13 protein-coding genes and 8 tRNA genes are annotated in these 16,516 nt (G+C 49.3%); 11 read left to right on the top strand and 10 right to left on the bottom strand.

Annotation, left to right across the window (positions count from 1 at the left end):
- Nucleotides 1-245 precede the first annotated feature (245 nt).
- The 10 genes from DBY90_RS08255 to tkt form a co-directional block, all read right to left on the bottom strand.
- Nucleotides 246-1,967: an IgG-binding virulence factor TspB family protein gene (locus tag DBY90_RS08255; protein ID WP_185952199.1), complete on the bottom strand. Its 1,722-nt coding sequence runs from the start codon at nucleotides 1,965-1,967 to the stop codon at nucleotides 246-248.
- A gap of 411 nt (nucleotides 1,968-2,378) precedes the next feature.
- Nucleotides 2,379-2,684, bottom strand: coding sequence for a hypothetical protein (locus tag DBY90_RS08245; protein ID WP_070492798.1), 306 nt, complete (start codon nucleotides 2,682-2,684; stop codon nucleotides 2,379-2,381).
- Between the two features lie 19 nt (nucleotides 2,685-2,703).
- Complete coding sequence (locus tag DBY90_RS08240; RefSeq protein WP_107986980.1) at nucleotides 2,704-2,934, bottom strand: hypothetical protein; 231 nt, start codon at nucleotides 2,932-2,934, stop codon at nucleotides 2,704-2,706.
- A 225-nt stretch (nucleotides 2,935-3,159) separates the two neighbouring features.
- Nucleotides 3,160-3,360: a hypothetical protein gene (locus DBY90_RS08235; RefSeq protein ID WP_070492800.1), complete on the bottom strand. Its 201-nt coding sequence runs from the start codon at nucleotides 3,358-3,360 to the stop codon at nucleotides 3,160-3,162.
- Nucleotides 3,361-3,363: 3 nt separating this feature from the next.
- The gene (locus DBY90_RS08230) at nucleotides 3,364-3,681 is read right to left on the bottom strand and encodes a hypothetical protein (protein ID WP_107986978.1); all 318 of its coding nucleotides are present in this window, start codon (nucleotides 3,679-3,681) and stop codon (nucleotides 3,364-3,366) included.
- Nucleotides 3,682-3,695: 14 nt separating this feature from the next.
- Nucleotides 3,696-5,060, bottom strand: a complete 1,365-nt coding sequence (locus tag DBY90_RS08225) for a replication initiation factor domain-containing protein (protein WP_107986976.1) — start codon at nucleotides 5,058-5,060, stop codon at nucleotides 3,696-3,698.
- A 791-nt stretch (nucleotides 5,061-5,851) separates the two neighbouring features.
- Nucleotides 5,852-5,942 (bottom strand) — tRNA-Ser (locus tag DBY90_RS08215).
- A gap of 80 nt (nucleotides 5,943-6,022) precedes the next feature.
- Nucleotides 6,023-6,802: a peroxide stress protein YaaA gene (yaaA, locus tag DBY90_RS08210; RefSeq protein ID WP_070491411.1), complete on the bottom strand. Its 780-nt coding sequence runs from the start codon at nucleotides 6,800-6,802 to the stop codon at nucleotides 6,023-6,025.
- A gap of 158 nt (nucleotides 6,803-6,960) precedes the next feature.
- On the bottom strand, nucleotides 6,961-8,973 hold the full coding sequence (locus tag DBY90_RS08205; RefSeq protein ID WP_070491409.1) for an LTA synthase family protein: 2,013 nt from the start codon (nucleotides 8,971-8,973) through the stop codon (nucleotides 6,961-6,963).
- Nucleotides 8,974-9,265: 292 nt separating this feature from the next.
- Nucleotides 9,266-11,245: a transketolase gene (tkt, locus tag DBY90_RS08200; protein WP_070491408.1), complete on the bottom strand. Its 1,980-nt coding sequence runs from the start codon at nucleotides 11,243-11,245 to the stop codon at nucleotides 9,266-9,268.
- Between the two features lie 594 nt (nucleotides 11,246-11,839).
- On the opposite strand from tkt, the gene ccoG reads away from it, so the two are divergent.
- From ccoG to DBY90_RS08140, 11 genes are all read left to right on the top strand, one after another.
- A complete protein-coding gene (ccoG, locus tag DBY90_RS08190) occupies nucleotides 11,840-13,360 on the top strand; it encodes a cytochrome c oxidase accessory protein CcoG (RefSeq protein ID WP_070492375.1) in 1,521 nt (506 codons plus the stop codon).
- Between the two features lie 3 nt (nucleotides 13,361-13,363).
- Entirely contained in the window at nucleotides 13,364-13,933 is a 570-nt protein-coding gene (locus tag DBY90_RS08185) for a FixH family protein (protein WP_070492374.1), read from the top strand.
- A 351-nt stretch (nucleotides 13,934-14,284) separates the two neighbouring features.
- Nucleotides 14,285-14,830, top strand: coding sequence for a type IV secretion protein Rhs (locus tag DBY90_RS08175; RefSeq protein WP_107986972.1), 546 nt, complete (start codon nucleotides 14,285-14,287; stop codon nucleotides 14,828-14,830).
- A 104-nt stretch (nucleotides 14,831-14,934) separates the two neighbouring features.
- Nucleotides 14,935-15,495 (top strand): CDP-diacylglycerol--glycerol-3-phosphate 3-phosphatidyltransferase, encoded by a 561-nt coding sequence (gene pgsA / locus DBY90_RS08170; protein WP_019270169.1) that lies wholly within the window; start codon nucleotides 14,935-14,937, stop codon nucleotides 15,493-15,495.
- Between the two features lie 85 nt (nucleotides 15,496-15,580).
- A tRNA-Gly gene (locus DBY90_RS08165) sits at nucleotides 15,581-15,656 on the top strand.
- A 39-nt stretch (nucleotides 15,657-15,695) separates the two neighbouring features.
- Nucleotides 15,696-15,771 (top strand) — tRNA-Gly (locus DBY90_RS08160).
- A 26-nt stretch (nucleotides 15,772-15,797) separates the two neighbouring features.
- A tRNA-Gly gene (locus DBY90_RS08155) sits at nucleotides 15,798-15,873 on the top strand.
- Between the two features lie 22 nt (nucleotides 15,874-15,895).
- Nucleotides 15,896-15,971, top strand: a tRNA-Gly gene (locus DBY90_RS08150).
- Nucleotides 15,972-15,998: 27 nt separating this feature from the next.
- A tRNA-Cys gene (locus DBY90_RS08145) sits at nucleotides 15,999-16,072 on the top strand.
- A 10-nt stretch (nucleotides 16,073-16,082) separates the two neighbouring features.
- Nucleotides 16,083-16,160 (top strand) — tRNA-Cys (locus tag DBY90_RS12885).
- Nucleotides 16,161-16,183: 23 nt separating this feature from the next.
- Nucleotides 16,184-16,273: transfer RNA gene (locus DBY90_RS08140), tRNA-Leu, on the top strand.
- The last annotated feature ends 243 nt before the right edge of the window (nucleotides 16,274-16,516 follow it).

The following is a 16,516-nucleotide window of genomic DNA, read 5'->3' as shown; positions in this document are numbered from 1 at the left end:
CGCCGCGCGGGCAGGGGGAACGGCGCAAAAGGCGCGCGCCTTATCACCCTGCCCACGGGCAGAGTGTGTTTCTTTGTCCGTGCGTCAAGGGGTATCCGTAAGGAATTATAAAGACGATAAAGCCGTCTTTACAATTCCTTACAGACATCCTCCCCTTGACTTGTTCCGATGTTGCCTTTGCCCGACGGTCGGGCTGTCGTCCTGTCTGCCGCGCTTCGTGGTTATGCTTCCTCTCCACCGCCGTCCTACACTTCTCGCGATACCGCGCGAATGCAGAAGAAGGCGGCTACCACCCACGCCAGCGCAACCAGCATATACCGCAGCCTTGAGGCTATCTCGCAGGCGTGCTCGAAGCTGAAGGCGAAGGTTTTGCTTGCGCCCAATACCGTAACGTTGAATGTCACGGGAGCGGGGCATTCCGCTGATTCTTGGAAGGCACTGGATTTCTCAAACTCGACGTTTATCACTTCTTCCGGGAGCGTCAAATCAGGCTCCTCACCCGCTTCGGGCTGTTTGTCGCACGCGAGAATGTTTGGGAACACTTCGCACAACAGCCCGCCGTCTTTTGGCTTGTCTTCCTCTTTCGGCTTGTCGTCCTCACCCGGCTTCCCGTCTGCACCCGGCTTCCCGTCCTCACCCGGCTTCCCGTCCTCACCCGGCTTCCCGTCTGCACCCGGCTTCCCGTCCTCACCCGGCTTCCCGTCCTCACCCGGCTTCCCGTCCTCACCCGGCTTCCCGTCCTCACCCGGCTTCCCGTCCTCACCCGGCTTCCCGTCTGCACCCGGCTTCCCGTCTGCACCTGGCTTCCCGTCTGCACCTGGCTTCCCGTCTGCACCTGGATTGCCGCTTCCCGGTGTGGGGACTGGGTTTGTTTTTGGTGCGGCAGGGCTGCCCGGTGTGAGGTCTGGTCGCGGGGTTGTAGTTACGGTTGCCGATGTGTTACCGTTCGCGCCTGTCATGAAACTAATGGTCATCTGAAAGGGTCTGCCGTCTTGCCCTGTTGCCGGGCCAAGGGTTACGACTGTGCCATTCGGTACGGTTGGATTGCCTTGCGTCTCACCGGGTACACTACCGTCTTGATTGGCGGTTGCGTTGACATATTTCGACGGGCTGGCGTCTGCCGACGGTTGGACTGCTTTGTCAAATACGCTTTGCGGTATGGGTTCTTTGACTTTTGGGACGCGTTCCATTACACGTGTTTCCGATGTGGTCGTTTTGCCCAGCTGCAAAAATCCGACTTCCTTCAAAACATTAAACTCAACCACACAAGTATTGTTCTTTCTGTTGAATTTTGTGTCTTTTTTGCTGAAACGATCGGGATATTCAAAACCGAAATGCTGAACATCTAATTGAGAACACAGTTTTTTATTGATTTCGGCATCTGATGGGTTTGATTCCATATCGGCATATACTGCTCTGGGATTCATGACCGTTTCTTCGACCCTCTGGTCTGTACAAAGTCCTGATGTTGCGACGCAATATACGAAGGTCTTTGTTTTTACAAAATCCTGATATTTGTCATCGTAGTAATAGCCTTCGCTTGCCGCGTGTGGGGCTGCAAGGTCATAGGCGGTTAGAGCGGCGGTTATTGCCCACCCGGCGGGACCGCCTAAAAGACCTGCACCGAGTTTGCCCGCGGCGCGTTGGACGGCGTATTTGCCGCCGACCCTTGCACGTGCGAGCAAGTTTCTGAAGACTGTGGATTTGGAGACGCGGTGTTCGATAGTAACGGGTACGGTTGAGGCGGAACGGAGACCGGTTGAGGCTTCGCGGACAGCTAATGATTTACTGCCTATCTCATGATAGAACATATTCCCGCCCATACCGCCACGACCATTATCCAAATACCGCCAAGTTCTGACGCCATTTTGATTAAAACCTCCTGTCGGAACGCGCATTCTTCCATTCGGCTCAACAACCAATTCCGCTTGAACTTTGAAATTAAATCCTAATAGAATAACGGCCATAATAATAAGCCGTTGAAATTTGACCATCGTAGAACTCTTTGCATTCAAAGCCATGTTCTAGAAACTGAAATTTCAAATACGAGCCATCCTCAAAAAAAACTAACATATCATTAAGATATGTTCTATTTAAAAAATATTGGGCTGCATTCTTTACAATGTTCTTAAAATCAGAAATTGGATAAATTTCTTTAAGTCTGAACATTTCAGCTATAAACACATGACACAATTTTTCATTCAAATAATCGGGATTCGTATCTTTTTTGAATCTCAATTCTTCTTCCGAAATGTAAAACATAATCCTAACTTTCGTAATTGTTCAGAAAGTCTAGATTATATCGCCACGTCATTTGAATATCCATGCCACCGATACCACAGCGGCAAAGCCCAGCAGAAACCAAAAATCAATCAACATTACGAATCACCCTGTATCCTGCCGAAATCTTTCACAAATCCGACCAGCAACCTGAACGCGTATATACTGGCAAGAAGAAGCAGAAACGCCGCACCCACCGAGGCGCCGTCTTTTACCTGCTCTACCGCCGAGCATTCGGGATAACTCAACTTTACCGGCTGGCCTTCAAGCGTCCAACCGTTTTGCTGTCTTTCGGCTCTGATGATTTTGCCTTCCGCCGTTATGGTCGGAGGGAGGGCTGACAACAGATAATCGTCCGCCTGTAATCGAGTGTCAAAACAGTTGATTCCAACGCGAAACCCCATCTGTTCGCCCTCCTTAAACTTATTTCACGCCTTTAATCATAGACCAAGCCATTTTGAAGCCTTGGATGGCCAAGATAACAGTAATAGCAGCCATGCCGACGGCTGAAACCATGGCGACAAAACCCATGATGACGCTTGCAACCTGTGTACCGATTGCAGCTGCGTCAAATCCTTCTGCGCTTGCGGCAAACGGTGTCAGTAATGCGGTTGCGATTGCCAGTTTTGCGGCGTGTTTTTTGATGATGTTCATCGTTTTTTCCTTTTGGTTGTTTAAAGTAAGACGGCTTCTTTAGACTGGATTCAGGCGAAGCCTTTAACCTGAATTCTTAATTCGTGAAATACAGCAGGGCGACAAGAAACAGAAACATACAGACCACCCAGCCGATTATTAATACGGGAATACTAATTTTCATGCTGCTTCCTTGTGTGCGGGCTTTGTGAAAGGTTTTACAGACCGCCCGCCGAGCCTGCCAACTTATTCTTCTTTCAGGTAAAACGCAAAGATTTGAAATCCACCGCCTATTTCTTCCATTCCGGCATTAAATGCGTCTTCATAGCTTTCAAAATGCCCGGCAGATTTTAGGTTCTGGGTAAAACCTGTATCGCCAAACGGATCGGGATAGATGAATTCGTGTGATTCCAAATCCTGAACTATGAACCGTTCTTTATATTTCATGATTTAGCCTTTCGGCTTTGCCTCTGTTTGAACTTGGAACTCTTTCAGTGTGGGAACCATACCTTTGCCTGTCGAGGTCATCTCTACGGTAATCATGACTTCGCAAGGGAAACTGAGGTTTGCCAGCTTTGCAAAGTTGTCGCTCGAACCGAACTTCATCTGCGCGGCGGTGAAACCGACGGCGTTACCCGATTGAGACGGGAGCGGTGTGGCGACCAAGACGGAACAACTGTCAATCTGCGAGCCGTCAATTTCGCCTTTGAATTTTTTGGCACCTAAAAAGGTTGCGGGATAAGTGATTATCTGGTTTTGGTTAAACATGGATATTTCCTTTCTTAAAAATCATACCAATCAAATTTGACGGGCTTTTTGGTATAAGCCCTATATTCACCGTGATACTGCCGATACTTGGAATTTTTAAGACGGTTTCGCGCTGTTTCTTCATGCCATCGCGCCGTCCTTCGCTTCATCTGCTCGGCGAGCGGTAAACCTTCTTCATAGTTGCGCTGCAACCATCGTTCATACGCTTCGTCTTCTTTGCGTTTTCTGTCTGCTTCATACTGGACGTCAAAAAGACGTTTATGCGGGTCGTAGCCGTCTGACAGCTTGAAACCGACCGAATCTAAATCTAAAGCCATGACTTCAAAATCAAGTGCCGCCTCCGCCGATTCGTGTATGAACCCGCTTTTTTCTGCCTGCCTCAATTCATTCAAATCGTATTTTTCAGGCTCAAGACCTTTGGGATAGCCTTGTTCTGCTTTTAGCTGCCTGACAATTTCTTCAGCCGTAAAACCTAAATCGGACATGAAATTGACAAGCTTGCCGACGGCGTTCTTTGCGTGTTTCAATTTGTGGCCGAACGTCAGATTCAGTACTTTGCTTCTGGGCTCAAACCTTTTTTCTTGCGGCATATTTTTGAAAGTGCTGCATATGGGAAATGCGCCGCAAAAGTAACCGCCTTCGTCTGTCAGAATCTCAAACGGTATTTCTATATCTCCGTGGTTAAACTGTATTTCAAACCTGACCCACGGGCTTTCTTTGTCCCCAAGCTGACGACCTTTTTCATATACGCGGACAAATCGGGAATTTTTCTTTCGACCGACATAGAACGTCTTACCTGTGCCGTCTTCTTTACGCCATGCCGACCCGACCATTTCGGACTTCGGACGCATATTGTGATTGTCGAAAAAGCCGTTATCATGGTCCAACAAGGCTCGTTCGGGGGTGTATTGGCCGTCGAAAAAATCTAAAGCCAAATCGATTCGGGTTATTCGGGGTCGAACGGCGTTTTCTAAAAACTGCCTCATCCTTGCTTCCCAACCCGCTTGTGCGAGATTGCACCCGACGCCTTTCAACTCAATCAAAACGGTATCCCGCTGTCCACCATAATGGACTTCACCGTAATCCACATCGTCCGATCCGAGCCGATACATGGATTCGTAAAACTTGTTACCTTTGGACTTGCATTTTCGGGTAATACCGAAACCTAAAATTTCTTCCAACTTCCTGCTCAAGACGTACATGTATTCGGTATCTGATACCAACGGACATCCGGCGATTTTTACCAATGTGTCTTCATGGAATGTTATAGAAAGCCAGTCTATGAAAACGCCGTCCTGTATGCCCCGCCTTTGCGGAACTTCAATTAGTTTCCCCCGTTCATCTGTGATGAAATGGGAGAAATATTCTATTTGGCTCATCTGCTCCCCTCTTTTGGAATTTCGGGGCTTTGGTTTTTGCTCCCCCCCTGTTAGTCAAGGGGGGGGCTTTCTGCCGCTTCCCGTCTGCCGCGCTGGCGCGCGTCCGACGGTCTGCGACCGAAAGCCCTTCATTCCGACAAACTGTTAAAGAACAATAAACGGCGAACCGTCCGAAGTTAAAATGACAGGATAGTAAGAGCCTGCCGAATCTATTTGTTTCAGTGTTTCCAATAAATCGGGAAACGTTTCTTGCGTTTCCAGTTCATGGGATTTTCCTACTTGGAATCGGTAAAAGCACAAAACACATGAATTTTTTGATTTGAATATTCGCCAGTAAGACGAACTGAAAATAATGTTTGCTGACATAAAAAAGCCCCTTTCACTTGGCTAATGAAAAGGGTTTGTTAAGTTTGGTTAATTGCCCCTTTCACGGGGCGTAATATATAAGGTCGTCTGAAAACGTTGAGTCAAACGGTTTCAGACGACCTTTTATATAGTATGTTGTTTTTAATCAGAAGTGACGGCAGGTGAATATTTTCTATGTGAACACACAATAAAAACCAATAAGTCGGATAACAAAAAAGCTACCATTTTACGGCAGCTTGTTATTTTAATTTGGCAATATGGTGGGATTAGGGAAGCTTCGAGCAGGATTTGCACCCTCAGCGGATTTCGAGTCTACTGCATTTAGCCTCTCTGCCACGTTTCCCTAGAATAAAGTAAAACCAAATAAAAATGCTGTTGCACAAGGCTTCAATTCATTTTTATTTGGTTTTGCTGTTTTCAAGAAATGGCGGAAGCGGTGAGATTCGAACTCACGGAGGGCTATCAACCCTCGACGGTTTTCAAGACCGTTGCATTAAACCGCTCTGCCACGCTTCCGTCTCTTGAAGCAGGAATAATAATAAAATTTGTCGGGTTTGCCAAGCGAAATTTTAGGGTTAATATTTAGTTTTTTGTTTTTACTTGGTTTGTTCTTTGCGCATGAACACCCATTCGGACTCATTGGACGCCGCTGCGTTAAATGAGTAGCCTTCGTAATCGAAATTTTTCAGCATTTCCGGGTCGGCGATATTGTGTTCCGCCGCATAGCGCACCATCAGTCCGCGCGCGCGTTTTGCGTAGAAGCTGATGATTTTGTATTTGCCGTTTTTTTCGTCTTTGAAAACGGGAGTAATCAAGCGGGCTTTGAGTTTTTGGGTGTTGATGGATTTGAAATATTCTTGCGAAGCGAGGTTAACCAAGGTGTCGCTGCCGGCTTGGGCAAGGGTGTCGTTTAGCAGGTTAGTAATGGTGTCGCCCCAAAATTCGTACAGATTCTTGCCGCGCGTGTTGGCAAACGCCGTTCCCATTTCCAGGCGGTAGGGCTGCATCAAATCCAGTGGGCGTAGGACGCCGTAGAGACCGGAAAGCAGGCGGACGTGTTGTTGCAGATATTGGATTTGTTCAGGTTTTAACGTGTCTGCAGCGATGCCTTCGTAAACGTCGCCGTTGAACATAAAGACTGCCTGTTTTGCGTTGTCGAGGGTAAACGGCGTATGCCATTCGGCGTTGCGCTCGGCGTTTAAGAGGGCGATTTTGTCAGAGACATGCATCAGCTCGGCGATTTGCTGTGGGGCGAGTTTACGCAGTTGGCGCATCAGGATTTCGGCTTCCGCCAAGAGGTCGGGTTGGGTAAATTCTTTGACGGGCGCGGGGTCTTTTTCATTGAGGTTTTTGGCGGGAGATAGAACGAAAAACATGATTGGCTCGGAGATGTGATAAACAGCGGCATTGTAGGTTTAAAATGTTTTATGGGCAAGTTTGATAAGTGAAGTAAATGCCGTTATAGCAAAGGCGGTTTGGGTATAAAAAGGTCGTCTGAAACTTTTCAGACGACCTTTGATGTTTATAAACAGATTTATTGGGTACTGACAATCCGGTTGATCTGCCATTCAAGAAACGGCGTATATGCCGAGGCGCGGCGGATAATGGCTTGGTCTTCGCCGTCCGGTGTGCTTGGGCGGCTTTCGGCGGTTTGGATGTTTTGGTTGTCCCATTTGTGGAATGCTTTGCTGTGTTGGTGATAGAAGCCACGTTCGGTGATGATGACTTCGGGGTTGTAGCCGTAGCCGCACCAAGGGGAATCGGGTTGCGGGGCGGTGAGGTTGCAACCGGTTTGGTAGTAACGCGCTTTGGACAGGCTTAAGTTGTAGAGGGTCGGCAGGATATCTTTGTGCGAACCTGCGCGTTCGGGATGGTATTCGGCACTGCCGCGGTAGGCTTGCGGAACGTAAAGATAGAAGGGGACGCTGTGACCGAGTGCGGCATCGGCGGATTCGGGATAGCCGATGGCGCGCATATTGTGGTCGCCGGTGGCGGCAATAATGGTGTCGGGTGCGATGGTTTTCACTTTGCCGATAAAGCGTCCGAGTTGGTCGTTGCTGTATCGGAAGGTGTTGAAAATTTCATTCAACTCTTTGCCTGAGGCGAGATTGGCAAGGCGTTTTTGCTCTTGTTCTTCCAAACGGAAGTTTTTGAGCTGGTGCGGTGCGGGCAGGTGGTAGGGTGGATGGTTGGTCACGGACATCATCATGATGAATACGGGTGTGCCGCTTTTTTCGGCGCGCGCGAGTTCTTCTTCGGCATAACGGAACATGAATTCGTCGGGTACGCCCCATGTGCCGGATTTTGCTTCGGGATAGCGGGTTTTGAGGGTGTTTTCATCGATGATTTCATTGACGCCCAAGTGCCGCAGGAAGGTGTCGAAATCGCGCCAGCCGCCGTTGCCCGCAGTAATATAGACGACGCGGTAGCCGGCATCGAGATAGGGGTTGAACATATTGCCGGGGAAGGTTTTGTTTTTGGCAAGGGATTGGCTGAGGTTGAGGCGCGGGCTACGGACGAAGAAGCGGTGCAGGGAGTCGCTGGTGCCGTCGCCCTCGGAAACGAATTTGCGGTATACCCAGTCTTGCTGCCAATGATTGCCCAGTTCGCCCAAGAGATCACGTTCGGGATTATCCATGTTCAAGAGGTGTGCGCTCATGCTTTCCATGACGGTGAAAACGACGTTGGGACGGTGTTTTTCGACAGCGGGATTGGGGGCGGTTTGAGCAAATAGCTGCGTCAAGTCGGCATTGGTTTTTTTATCGAGCAGGGTACTGATGAGCCGGCTACCGTCTTCGTCGGATACGGGATGGAAGTCGTTGCTGTTGCGGTATTCGTTGACCGCCCAGCTTAGTGAGGTCAGGGCGTTGGGGACGAGTTTGTTGATTTGGGGTGCGGCGGAAATCTGCATGGCGGTCTGGCGTAGGGGGAATTTGCCGAACGAACCGCGTATGCCTGCGGCAAGTGCAAGAGTGGGCAAGAGGATGGCGGCAATCCAAGCGGTTTTTCCCCATGAGGTCGTCTGAAAGCGGGTGCTGCGGCGGATGAGGCTGAACATTTTACTAAAAACGAAAGCTGCGGCAATCAAGGCTGCCAGACAGGAAATAACGGGATAGTCCGACCAGACGGTTTTCAGGACGGCGCTGGTGTCTTCTTCCGCCAGTCCGAAGACGAAGACGTCAAATTGACGGTCGTAAACGCTGTAATAGAACCAGTTGCCCAGCGCGGCGGCAAAGGGTGTCAGGGAGAGGACGGTTGCGACGGTAGGCAGGAGGCGGAGAGTAAAGGCGGCGGTTTTTTGCGAAGTCAGTCCGAACAGCCCGATCAGGAAGGGGAAAGCGGCGGTAATGGAAGCGATTTTAATGTCGAACAGCAGCCCTTTGACAAACAAAGCCGCCAAATCGCCCGCATAACGGCTGCGGATGTCGTCTGAAACAAAATGGTGCAGCATGAAGAAACGTTCGGCGGAAAAAACGGCGACGATAGATACCCATAAAATCAGGCAGGTGAGGAGGGTTTTCCGGTAGGCGGCAAGGCGGGTAATCATGATTGGCGAGTAAGACGGGTTGGATGTATAAGTTATATCAAATTGGGTAAGGCGTGATTTTATGGTTTGGCGGTGCAGCTTTCAAGATATGGCGAAAGATTATCGGGAATGAAGGGGGAGACGATGCTTTATCCAACATTTCTACGCTACTTTCATTTGCGCAGAAAGGGTTGCGCCGCTGTATGGGTATTTAGATTTTTCGTTTAATCAGCTTTGGCAGTTTTGAATGAAAAAGGTCGTCTGAAAACCTTATCTTCCGTTTTCAGACGACCTTTGATGCGATGGTTTATGTTTACAACACTGATTTTACAGTATCGACAACATTGTCCACCGTAAAGCCGAATTCTTTGAACAGCAGATCGGCAGGGGCGGATTCGCCGAAGCGGTTGAGACCGATGACTGCGCCGTTCAGTCCGACGTATTTGTACCAGCCGTCGGCGTGTCCGGCTTCTACTGCAACGCGCGGCAGGCCTTCGGGCAGGACGGCGGCTTTATAGGCGGCGTCTTGGCGGTTGAACACGTTGGTGGACGGCATGGAAACGACGCGCACGGTGATGTTTTGCGCGGCGAGTGCTTTTTGCGCTTCCAAAGCCAGCTCGACTTCTGAGCCGGTAGCAATAATGACGGCTTGGGCGTTGCCTTGGGCTTCGCTGATGACGTAGCCGCCGCGTTTGATGTCGTTCAGTTGTTGTTCGTTGCGCGCTTGGAATTTCAGGTTTTGACGGCTGAAAATCAGGCAGGACGGGTGGTCTTTGGCTTTTGCTGCTTCAGCCCACGCTACCAAGGATTCGGCAGTGTCGCACGGACGCCATACGTCCATGTTCGGAATCAGGCGCAGGGTGGCGGTTTGCTCGACGGGTTGGTGGGTCGGTCCGTCTTCGCCGAGACCGATGGAGTCGTGGGTGAAGACGAAGACGGGGTTGATTTTCATCAGTGCCGCCATACGCAGGGCGTTGCGTTCGTATTCGCTGAACATCAGGAAGGTCGCGCCAAACGGTTTAACGCCGCCGTGCAGGGCAAGACCGTTCATGATGGCACCCATGCCGAACTCGCGCACGCCGTAGTGGATGTAGTTGCCGCCTTTTTCGCGGGTAACGGAGATGCTGTTTGACCAGTCTGTCAGGTTGGACGGGGTCAGGTCGGCAGAACCGCCTACCAGTTCGGGCAGCTCTTTAGCGAGGATTTCGATGCTGTTTTGGCTGGCTTTGCGGGTGGCGATGGTTTCTGCTTTGGCGCACACTTCTTTCAATGCGGCTTGAACATATTCATCGAAATTGTCCGGCAGTTTTTTATCCATGCGGCGCACAAATTCTGCGGCTTCGGCAGGATATTTGGCTTGGTATTGCGCAAACAGCTCGTTCCATTCCGCTTCCAGTTTCGCACCTTGTTCTTTCGCATCCCATGCGGCATAGATTTCTTGTGGGATTTCAAATGCGGGGTAAGTCCAGCCCAAATGTTTGCGTGTGGCTTCGATTTCGTCCGCGCCCAAAGGTGCGCCGTGGGTTTTGTGGCTGCCTTCTTTGTTGGCACTGCCTTTGCCGATTAAGGTTTTGCAGCAGATGATGGACGGTTTGCCGGTTTCGGCGCGTGCAGCTTCGATGGCGGCTTGAATGGCGGCGGTGTCATGACCATTTACGTTGGGAACGACGTGCCAGCCGTAGCTTTCAAAGCGTTGCGGGATGTTTTCGGTAAACCAGCCGTCCACTTTGCCGTCGATGGAAATATTGTTGTCATCATACAAAACAATCAGTTTGCCCAAGCCCAAGGTGCCGGCGAGCGAACAGGCTTCGTGGGATACGCCTTCCATCAGGCAGCCGTCGCCCATGAAGACGTAGGTGTAGTGATCGACGATGTTCAAACCGTCTTTATTGAATTCGGCGGCAAGGATTTTTTCTGCCAATGCCATGCCCACTGCGTTGGCAATGCCTTGTCCCAACGGGCCGGTCGTGGTTTCCACGCCGTCGGTGTAGCCGTATTCGGGGTGGCCGGGGGTTTTGCTGTGCAGCTGGCGGAAGTTTTTCAGGTCTTCAATGCTCAGGTTGTAGCCGGTCAGGTGCAGCAGGCTGTACAACAGCATGGACGCGTGGCCGTTGGAGAGGATGAAGCGGTCGCGGTTGTAGAATTTGGGGTTGGCGGGGTTGTGGTGCAGGAATTTCGTCCACAATACTTCCGCCATTTCGGCCATACCCATCGGCGCGCCGGGGTGGCCGGAATTTGCTTTTTGAACGGCATCGGCCGAGAGGAAACGGATTGCGTTTGCCAGTTGAGACATTTTGTACCTTCCTTGCTGTATTGGTTTGAAACGTTAAAGAAAATCCCGCTGATTATCGCCCGATTCGGGCAGGCTTTCAAGGACGCGGGCGGCTTTCAGACGACCTTTCTGCATATTGGTGGAAACACTTTGAATCAGTACGGCGTTGCCTCGCCTTAGCTCAAAGAGAACGATTCTCTAAGGTGCTGAAGCACCAAGTGAATCGGTTCCGTACTATCTGTACTGTCTGCGGCTTCGTCGCCTTGTCCTGTTTTAAAAGTTGCCCGCATAAGGGGTCGTCTGAAACAGACAAAGTAGATGAGATTAACTGTTATTTCGTTTTGAAACAGTAGTTTATAAATTTTTATCGGATATATAGCAATTGGCTATAAATATAGTGTTATCGGTTATATGCAACTGCTTGAATATCGCCGATTTCGGACTGAAACGACAGAAAAATCAAGACGGACGGCATATAAAAGCTAAAGATGGCTTTTTGCTTTGATAAAGTGCAAATGATATGATTCCGACGTAAACAAAAGGTCGTCTGAAAAACCAATCAAGCCAGTAATCAGAATAAAAGGCCTCTGAAAAACACCTGAAGGAACACCGAAAATGTCAACAGAAAACCAAGCTGAAAACGCTGCCACAGAAGAAACGCCGGCTGCGCCCAAAGAGCCGTCTGAAAAACCGGCAAAACCTGCGAAAATGGCGCCTCCCAAGCCGATTAATCCCAGAGCCAGCGTGATTCAAATCCATCCGGAAGGCGAGCGCATCCATCCGAAAAAAGCGGAAGGGCGGTTCGCCAAATTGCGTATTGCCGCCGTATTGGCGACCCAGTTTGTGTTTTATGTGATTCCGTGGTTCAACTGGAGCGGCCGTCAGGCGGTGCTTTTCAATATTCCGGACCGACATTTCTTCATTTTCGGATTGTCGCTGGGTATGGGCGACTTGATTTACCTCGCCCTGTTGCTGATGATTTGCGCTTTCGGGCTGTTTTGGTGGACGACGATTGCCGGACGTTTGTGGTGCGGCTATTCCTGCCCGCAGACGGTTTACACCGAAATCATGCTGTGGATCGACAACTTGGTTGAAGGCGACCGCAACAAACGCCTGAAGCTGGAAAAATCGCCGTGGAATTTCACTAAAATCCGCATCAAAGCCACTAAAGCCCTGCTGATTTTCCTCTTTTGCGCGTGGACAGGTATTACCTTTGTCGGTTGGTTCGTTCCGATCCGCCAGTTTGTTCCCGACTTGTTTACCGGGATGGCAGGTGGCGGAGCGATGTTTGCCGCAGCGTTCTACGGCTTCGTCACTTTCTTCTTTGCCCACATCATGCGTGAGAAAGTGTGTCTGCATATGTGTCCGTATGCACGCTTCCAAAGTGCGATGTTCGATAAAGACACGCTGATTATTTCTTACGATGCCGAACGCGGCGAACCGCGCGGCGCACGCAAGAAAACCGTCAATAAAGAAGAAAGCGGGTTGGGCGATTGTATTAACTGTGCCATGTGCGTCCAAGTCTGCCCGGTCGGTATCGACATCCGTAACGGCTTGCAATACCAATGTATCGGCTGTGCGGCGTGTATCGATGCCTGTGACGAAATCATGGATAAAATGGGTTATCCGCGCGGTTTGATACGCTATACGACCGAAGGCGCGTTGGAACACGAATATCCTGAAAGCGACATCAAAAAACGCTTGAAACGTCCGCGTGTAGCGGGATACGGTGCTGTTTTGTTGGTGGTCATCATCGCTTTCTTGGTCGGACTTTCGACCCGTAAAATGGTCGAAGTCGATATTTTGAAAGACCGCGGCGTGATGGTGCGCGAAAACAGCAAAGGTTGGCTGGAAAACGCTTACAACCTGCGCATTATCAACAATAGCGAAAACGAACAAGTGATGACTGCGGCAGTCAAAGGCTTTGAAGAAATTGCCCTGACCGGACTGCCGGAAGGTGGCGTAAAAATCGCACCGCGCGAAACGTTGACCATTCCCGTCCAAGTTTCCACTATTCCTGAATATGCAAACAAGGGCAGCCATCCAATTGAGTTTACCTTCACTTATCGCGAAACCGGCAAAGCAGATGGTGAACCCATCATCTTGGAAGAAGAAGCAACCTTTATCGGAGAATAAAACGTGTCCGAGCAAAAACAAGTCAAACCTTGGTACAAACACATTTGGCCGTGGGTATTGATGGCGGGTCCTATTTTTGTCGTGATTGCCAGTGTCTCCATGTTCTTTGTTGCCAAAGAGCATACAACCGACTTGGTAACGGACGACTATTACAAAGACGGCAAACACATCGACATCCAGCTTCACCGCGATGAAGAAGCGGTGAAGCGTCATATACAGGTGCAAGTGCTGATCAGTCCGGATAAGGATGCTGCCAAAGTGTTCGTCAGCGGAGAATTCGATTCCAAGCAGCCTTTGAATCTTCTCTTGATGCACCCGACTAAAAAATCGGAAGACCAAACCGTCAAACTGCGCGCCGTCAGTACGGAAGCCCAAAACGGCCGTATGGAGTATGAAGCAACTTTCAAACCCCTGACACCGACCAACCATTGGTATCTGCGCGTGGAAGACAGTTCAGGTGTTTGGCGGGTGGAAGACAAATGGATCGTCAGCCAAGGCAATGCGATCAATTTGACCCCTATGGACAAATTGTTTGGTAATGCCGATCAGAAACCGAAAGATTCAGGACAATAGTTTGTTTGACACGTTCAAAAGGTCGTCTGAAAAATTTCAGACGACCTTCATGCTGTAAGGTTTGTGATGATGTTGGCGCAAATATAGTGGATTAACTTTAAACCAGTACGGCGTTGCCTCACCTTAGCTCAAAGAGAACGATTCTCTAAGGTGCTGAAGCACCAAGTGAATCGGTTCCGTACTATTTGTACTGTCTGCGGCTTCGTCGCCTTGTCCTGATTTAAATTTAATCCACTATAAAGCGGGTAGGGGATATGGCAGTATCGGTTGTAAACGTAGCTGAATGACTGTTAAGGCAGAACAATCGTTTTCAGACAACCTCTGTCGTCATGAAAGAAACAAGGACAAGATATGAGCAAACGCTGGCGCAGGCTGACGGACAACGAAATCAAAATGGCAAAGCTGATTTTTGCCGACAGTATCGATTACGCGCGCGTCAAAATCTATCGCGGCATTCCTTGTCTGCCAACCATGCAGGTTGCCGTTTCACCCAATGGAAACATCTATTTCCCGCGTAATAACTGCCCTGACGACTTCGCCCTCGCTTCTGCTTCCTATCAAATATGGATGATTCATGAATTGACCCATGTTTGGCAGTATCAGCAAGGCTTTAAAACTTGGTTGGGCGGATTGTTTTTGTTTGTCAGCGGAGGCTATCGCCGGCGTCGTGCCTATCTCTATCCCAAGCTGTCCGATATTTGTCATTTCAGTATGCTGAATATGGAGCAGCAGGCGGATTTGTTGGCGCATTATTACGCGTCGTGTTATCTAAAAGGCAACATATACAACGCCAAAAATCAAACCTTTCAAAGCGTTTTAAAGTCATTTATTGACGACCCGTGCCAAAAAGAATGGCTGCCTCAATGCAGGTTTTATCGAAAAAACAAACAGACTTGAGAGATTTTATTGGCTGAAGATGGTTCGAATACAAGCTTTCAGACAGACAAGCAAGTCCGTTATAATAGGCAAATTAACTATCATAAACACATCAAAGGTAAATCATGCCTTGGAACATACCGATTTTTCTGACTTGGATGCGCGTTTTGCTGATTCCGGTCTTTACGTTGCTGTTTTTCCTACCCAAAGGGTGGATTGCACCGGAAACCGTCAATTGGACCGCCGCTATCATCTTTGCACTCGCCGCTGTAACCGATTGGTTTGACGGTTTTTTGGCAAGGCTTTGGAAGCAAACCTCCGATTTCGGCGCATTCCTCGATCCCGTTGCGGATAAATTGATGGTAGCGACCGCATTATTGCTGCTGGTCAGCCTTGGCCGTACTTATGTTATTTTCGCCATCATCATCATCGGCAGGGAAATCACCATTTCCGCTTTGAGGGAATGGATGGCGCAAATGGGCAGACGCAGCAGCGTTGCCGTTGCCACCATCGGCAAATTTAAAACCGCCGCGCAAATGGTCGCCATATTTTTATTGCTCTTAGCCTCCAATCAGTTTGACAATATTTTTTACCTGACAGGTAACATATTGATGTTTATCGCATCTGTATTAACCCTCTGGTCAATGTTCTATTATCTGAAAATGGCGTGGCAGGAAATTAAATAAAAAATAAAACAAACCCCTTGACGACAAGTTTCAAATCCATAATAATTGCGTCTTCTTCGGAAACAGCAGTAAAAACAGACGTTCGGCGGGAATAGCTCAGTTGGTAGAGCGCAACCTTGCCAAGGTTGAGGTCGCGAGTTCGAGACTCGTTTCCCGCTCCAAACGAATCCTGTCTTAAGTTGCTATAAAGTTTCTCCGATGCGGGAATAGCTCAGTTGGTAGAGCGCAACCTTGCCAAGGTTGAGGTCGCGAGTTCGAGACTCGTTTCCCGCTCCACAGTTTAATTTTCAGATGTGTCCCATGCGGGAATAGCTCAGTTGGTAGAGCGCAACCTTGCCAAGGTTGAGGTCGCGAGTTCGAGACTCGTTTCCCGCTCCATACTTCAGGCACATTTGGATATGCGGGAATAGCTCAGTTGGTAGAGCGCAACCTTGCCAAGGTTGAGGTCGCGAGTTCGAGACTCGTTTCCCGCTCCAGTTTGAACACTACTTGGTAGTTTGTTTGGCGAGATAGCAAAGTGGTTATGCAGCGGATTGCAAATCCGTCTACGCCGGTTCGATTCCGACTCTCGCCTCCACTCATTTCATGGCGGGGTGGCAGAGTGTTTATGCTATAAGGGGTGCAACCCTTATACAGGCCGGTTCAAATCCGCGCCCCCGCCTCCAAATTTCAATATAAAACAGTCTGCGCCCGGGTGGTGAAATAGGTAGACACAACGGACTTAAAATCCGTCGGCCCTAAACCGGCCGTGCCGGTTCGATTCCGGCTCCGGGCACCACAACCGCTTTTAGAGCGGTTATTTTTTTGTCTATCGCAGTCTAATGCTGTAAACCAAAGCCAAGAAATACAAGGCTTTCCGCTGGTTTTGGCATCTATTTATCATCTAATTCAGCCTAATTGAAGTAACCTAAAATTTACGGTATCTTTTGCGGTATCTGAAAAATACCTCGAAAAAATACCGTAAAAATGAAGCTGAACGACTGACAAATCAAAAACGCCAAGCCCGCCGAAACAGGGAAAA

This window comes from Neisseria mucosa, assembly GCF_003044445.1.
Classification (GTDB): domain Bacteria; phylum Pseudomonadota; class Gammaproteobacteria; order Burkholderiales; family Neisseriaceae; genus Neisseria; species Neisseria mucosa_A.
The sequence above is the reverse complement of the archived record's forward strand: the minus strand, read 5'-3'. Positions and strand labels throughout refer to the sequence as shown.

Bases quoted from the DNA above. Each gene is read 5' to 3' on its own strand.
- DBY90_RS08255 (WP_185952199.1), bottom strand. From the start codon at position 1,967: ATGGCCGTTATTCTATTAGGATTTAATTTCAAAGTTCAAGCGGAATTG.
- DBY90_RS08245 (WP_070492798.1), bottom strand. From the start codon at position 2,684: ATGGGGTTTCGCGTTGGAATCAACTGTTTTGACACTCGATTACAGGCG.
- DBY90_RS08240 (WP_107986980.1), bottom strand. From the start codon at position 2,934: ATGAACATCATCAAAAAACACGCCGCAAAACTGGCAATCGCAACCGCA.
- DBY90_RS08235 (WP_070492800.1), bottom strand. From the start codon at position 3,360: ATGAAATATAAAGAACGGTTCATAGTTCAGGATTTGGAATCACACGAA.
- DBY90_RS08230 (WP_107986978.1), bottom strand. From the start codon at position 3,681: ATGTTTAACCAAAACCAGATAATCACTTATCCCGCAACCTTTTTAGGT.
- DBY90_RS08225 (WP_107986976.1), bottom strand. From the start codon at position 5,060: ATGAGCCAAATAGAATATTTCTCCCATTTCATCACAGATGAACGGGGG.
- yaaA (WP_070491411.1), bottom strand. From the start codon at position 6,802: ATGTTTTTCGTTCTATCTCCCGCCAAAAACCTCAATGAAAAAGACCCC.
- DBY90_RS08205 (WP_070491409.1), bottom strand. From the start codon at position 8,973: ATGATTACCCGCCTTGCCGCCTACCGGAAAACCCTCCTCACCTGCCTG.
- tkt (WP_070491408.1), bottom strand. From the start codon at position 11,245: ATGTCTCAACTGGCAAACGCAATCCGTTTCCTCTCGGCCGATGCCGTT.
- ccoG (WP_070492375.1), top strand. From the start codon at position 11,840: ATGTCAACAGAAAACCAAGCTGAAAACGCTGCCACAGAAGAAACGCCG.
- DBY90_RS08175 (WP_107986972.1), top strand. From the start codon at position 14,285: ATGAGCAAACGCTGGCGCAGGCTGACGGACAACGAAATCAAAATGGCA.
- pgsA (WP_019270169.1), top strand. From the start codon at position 14,935: ATGCCTTGGAACATACCGATTTTTCTGACTTGGATGCGCGTTTTGCTG.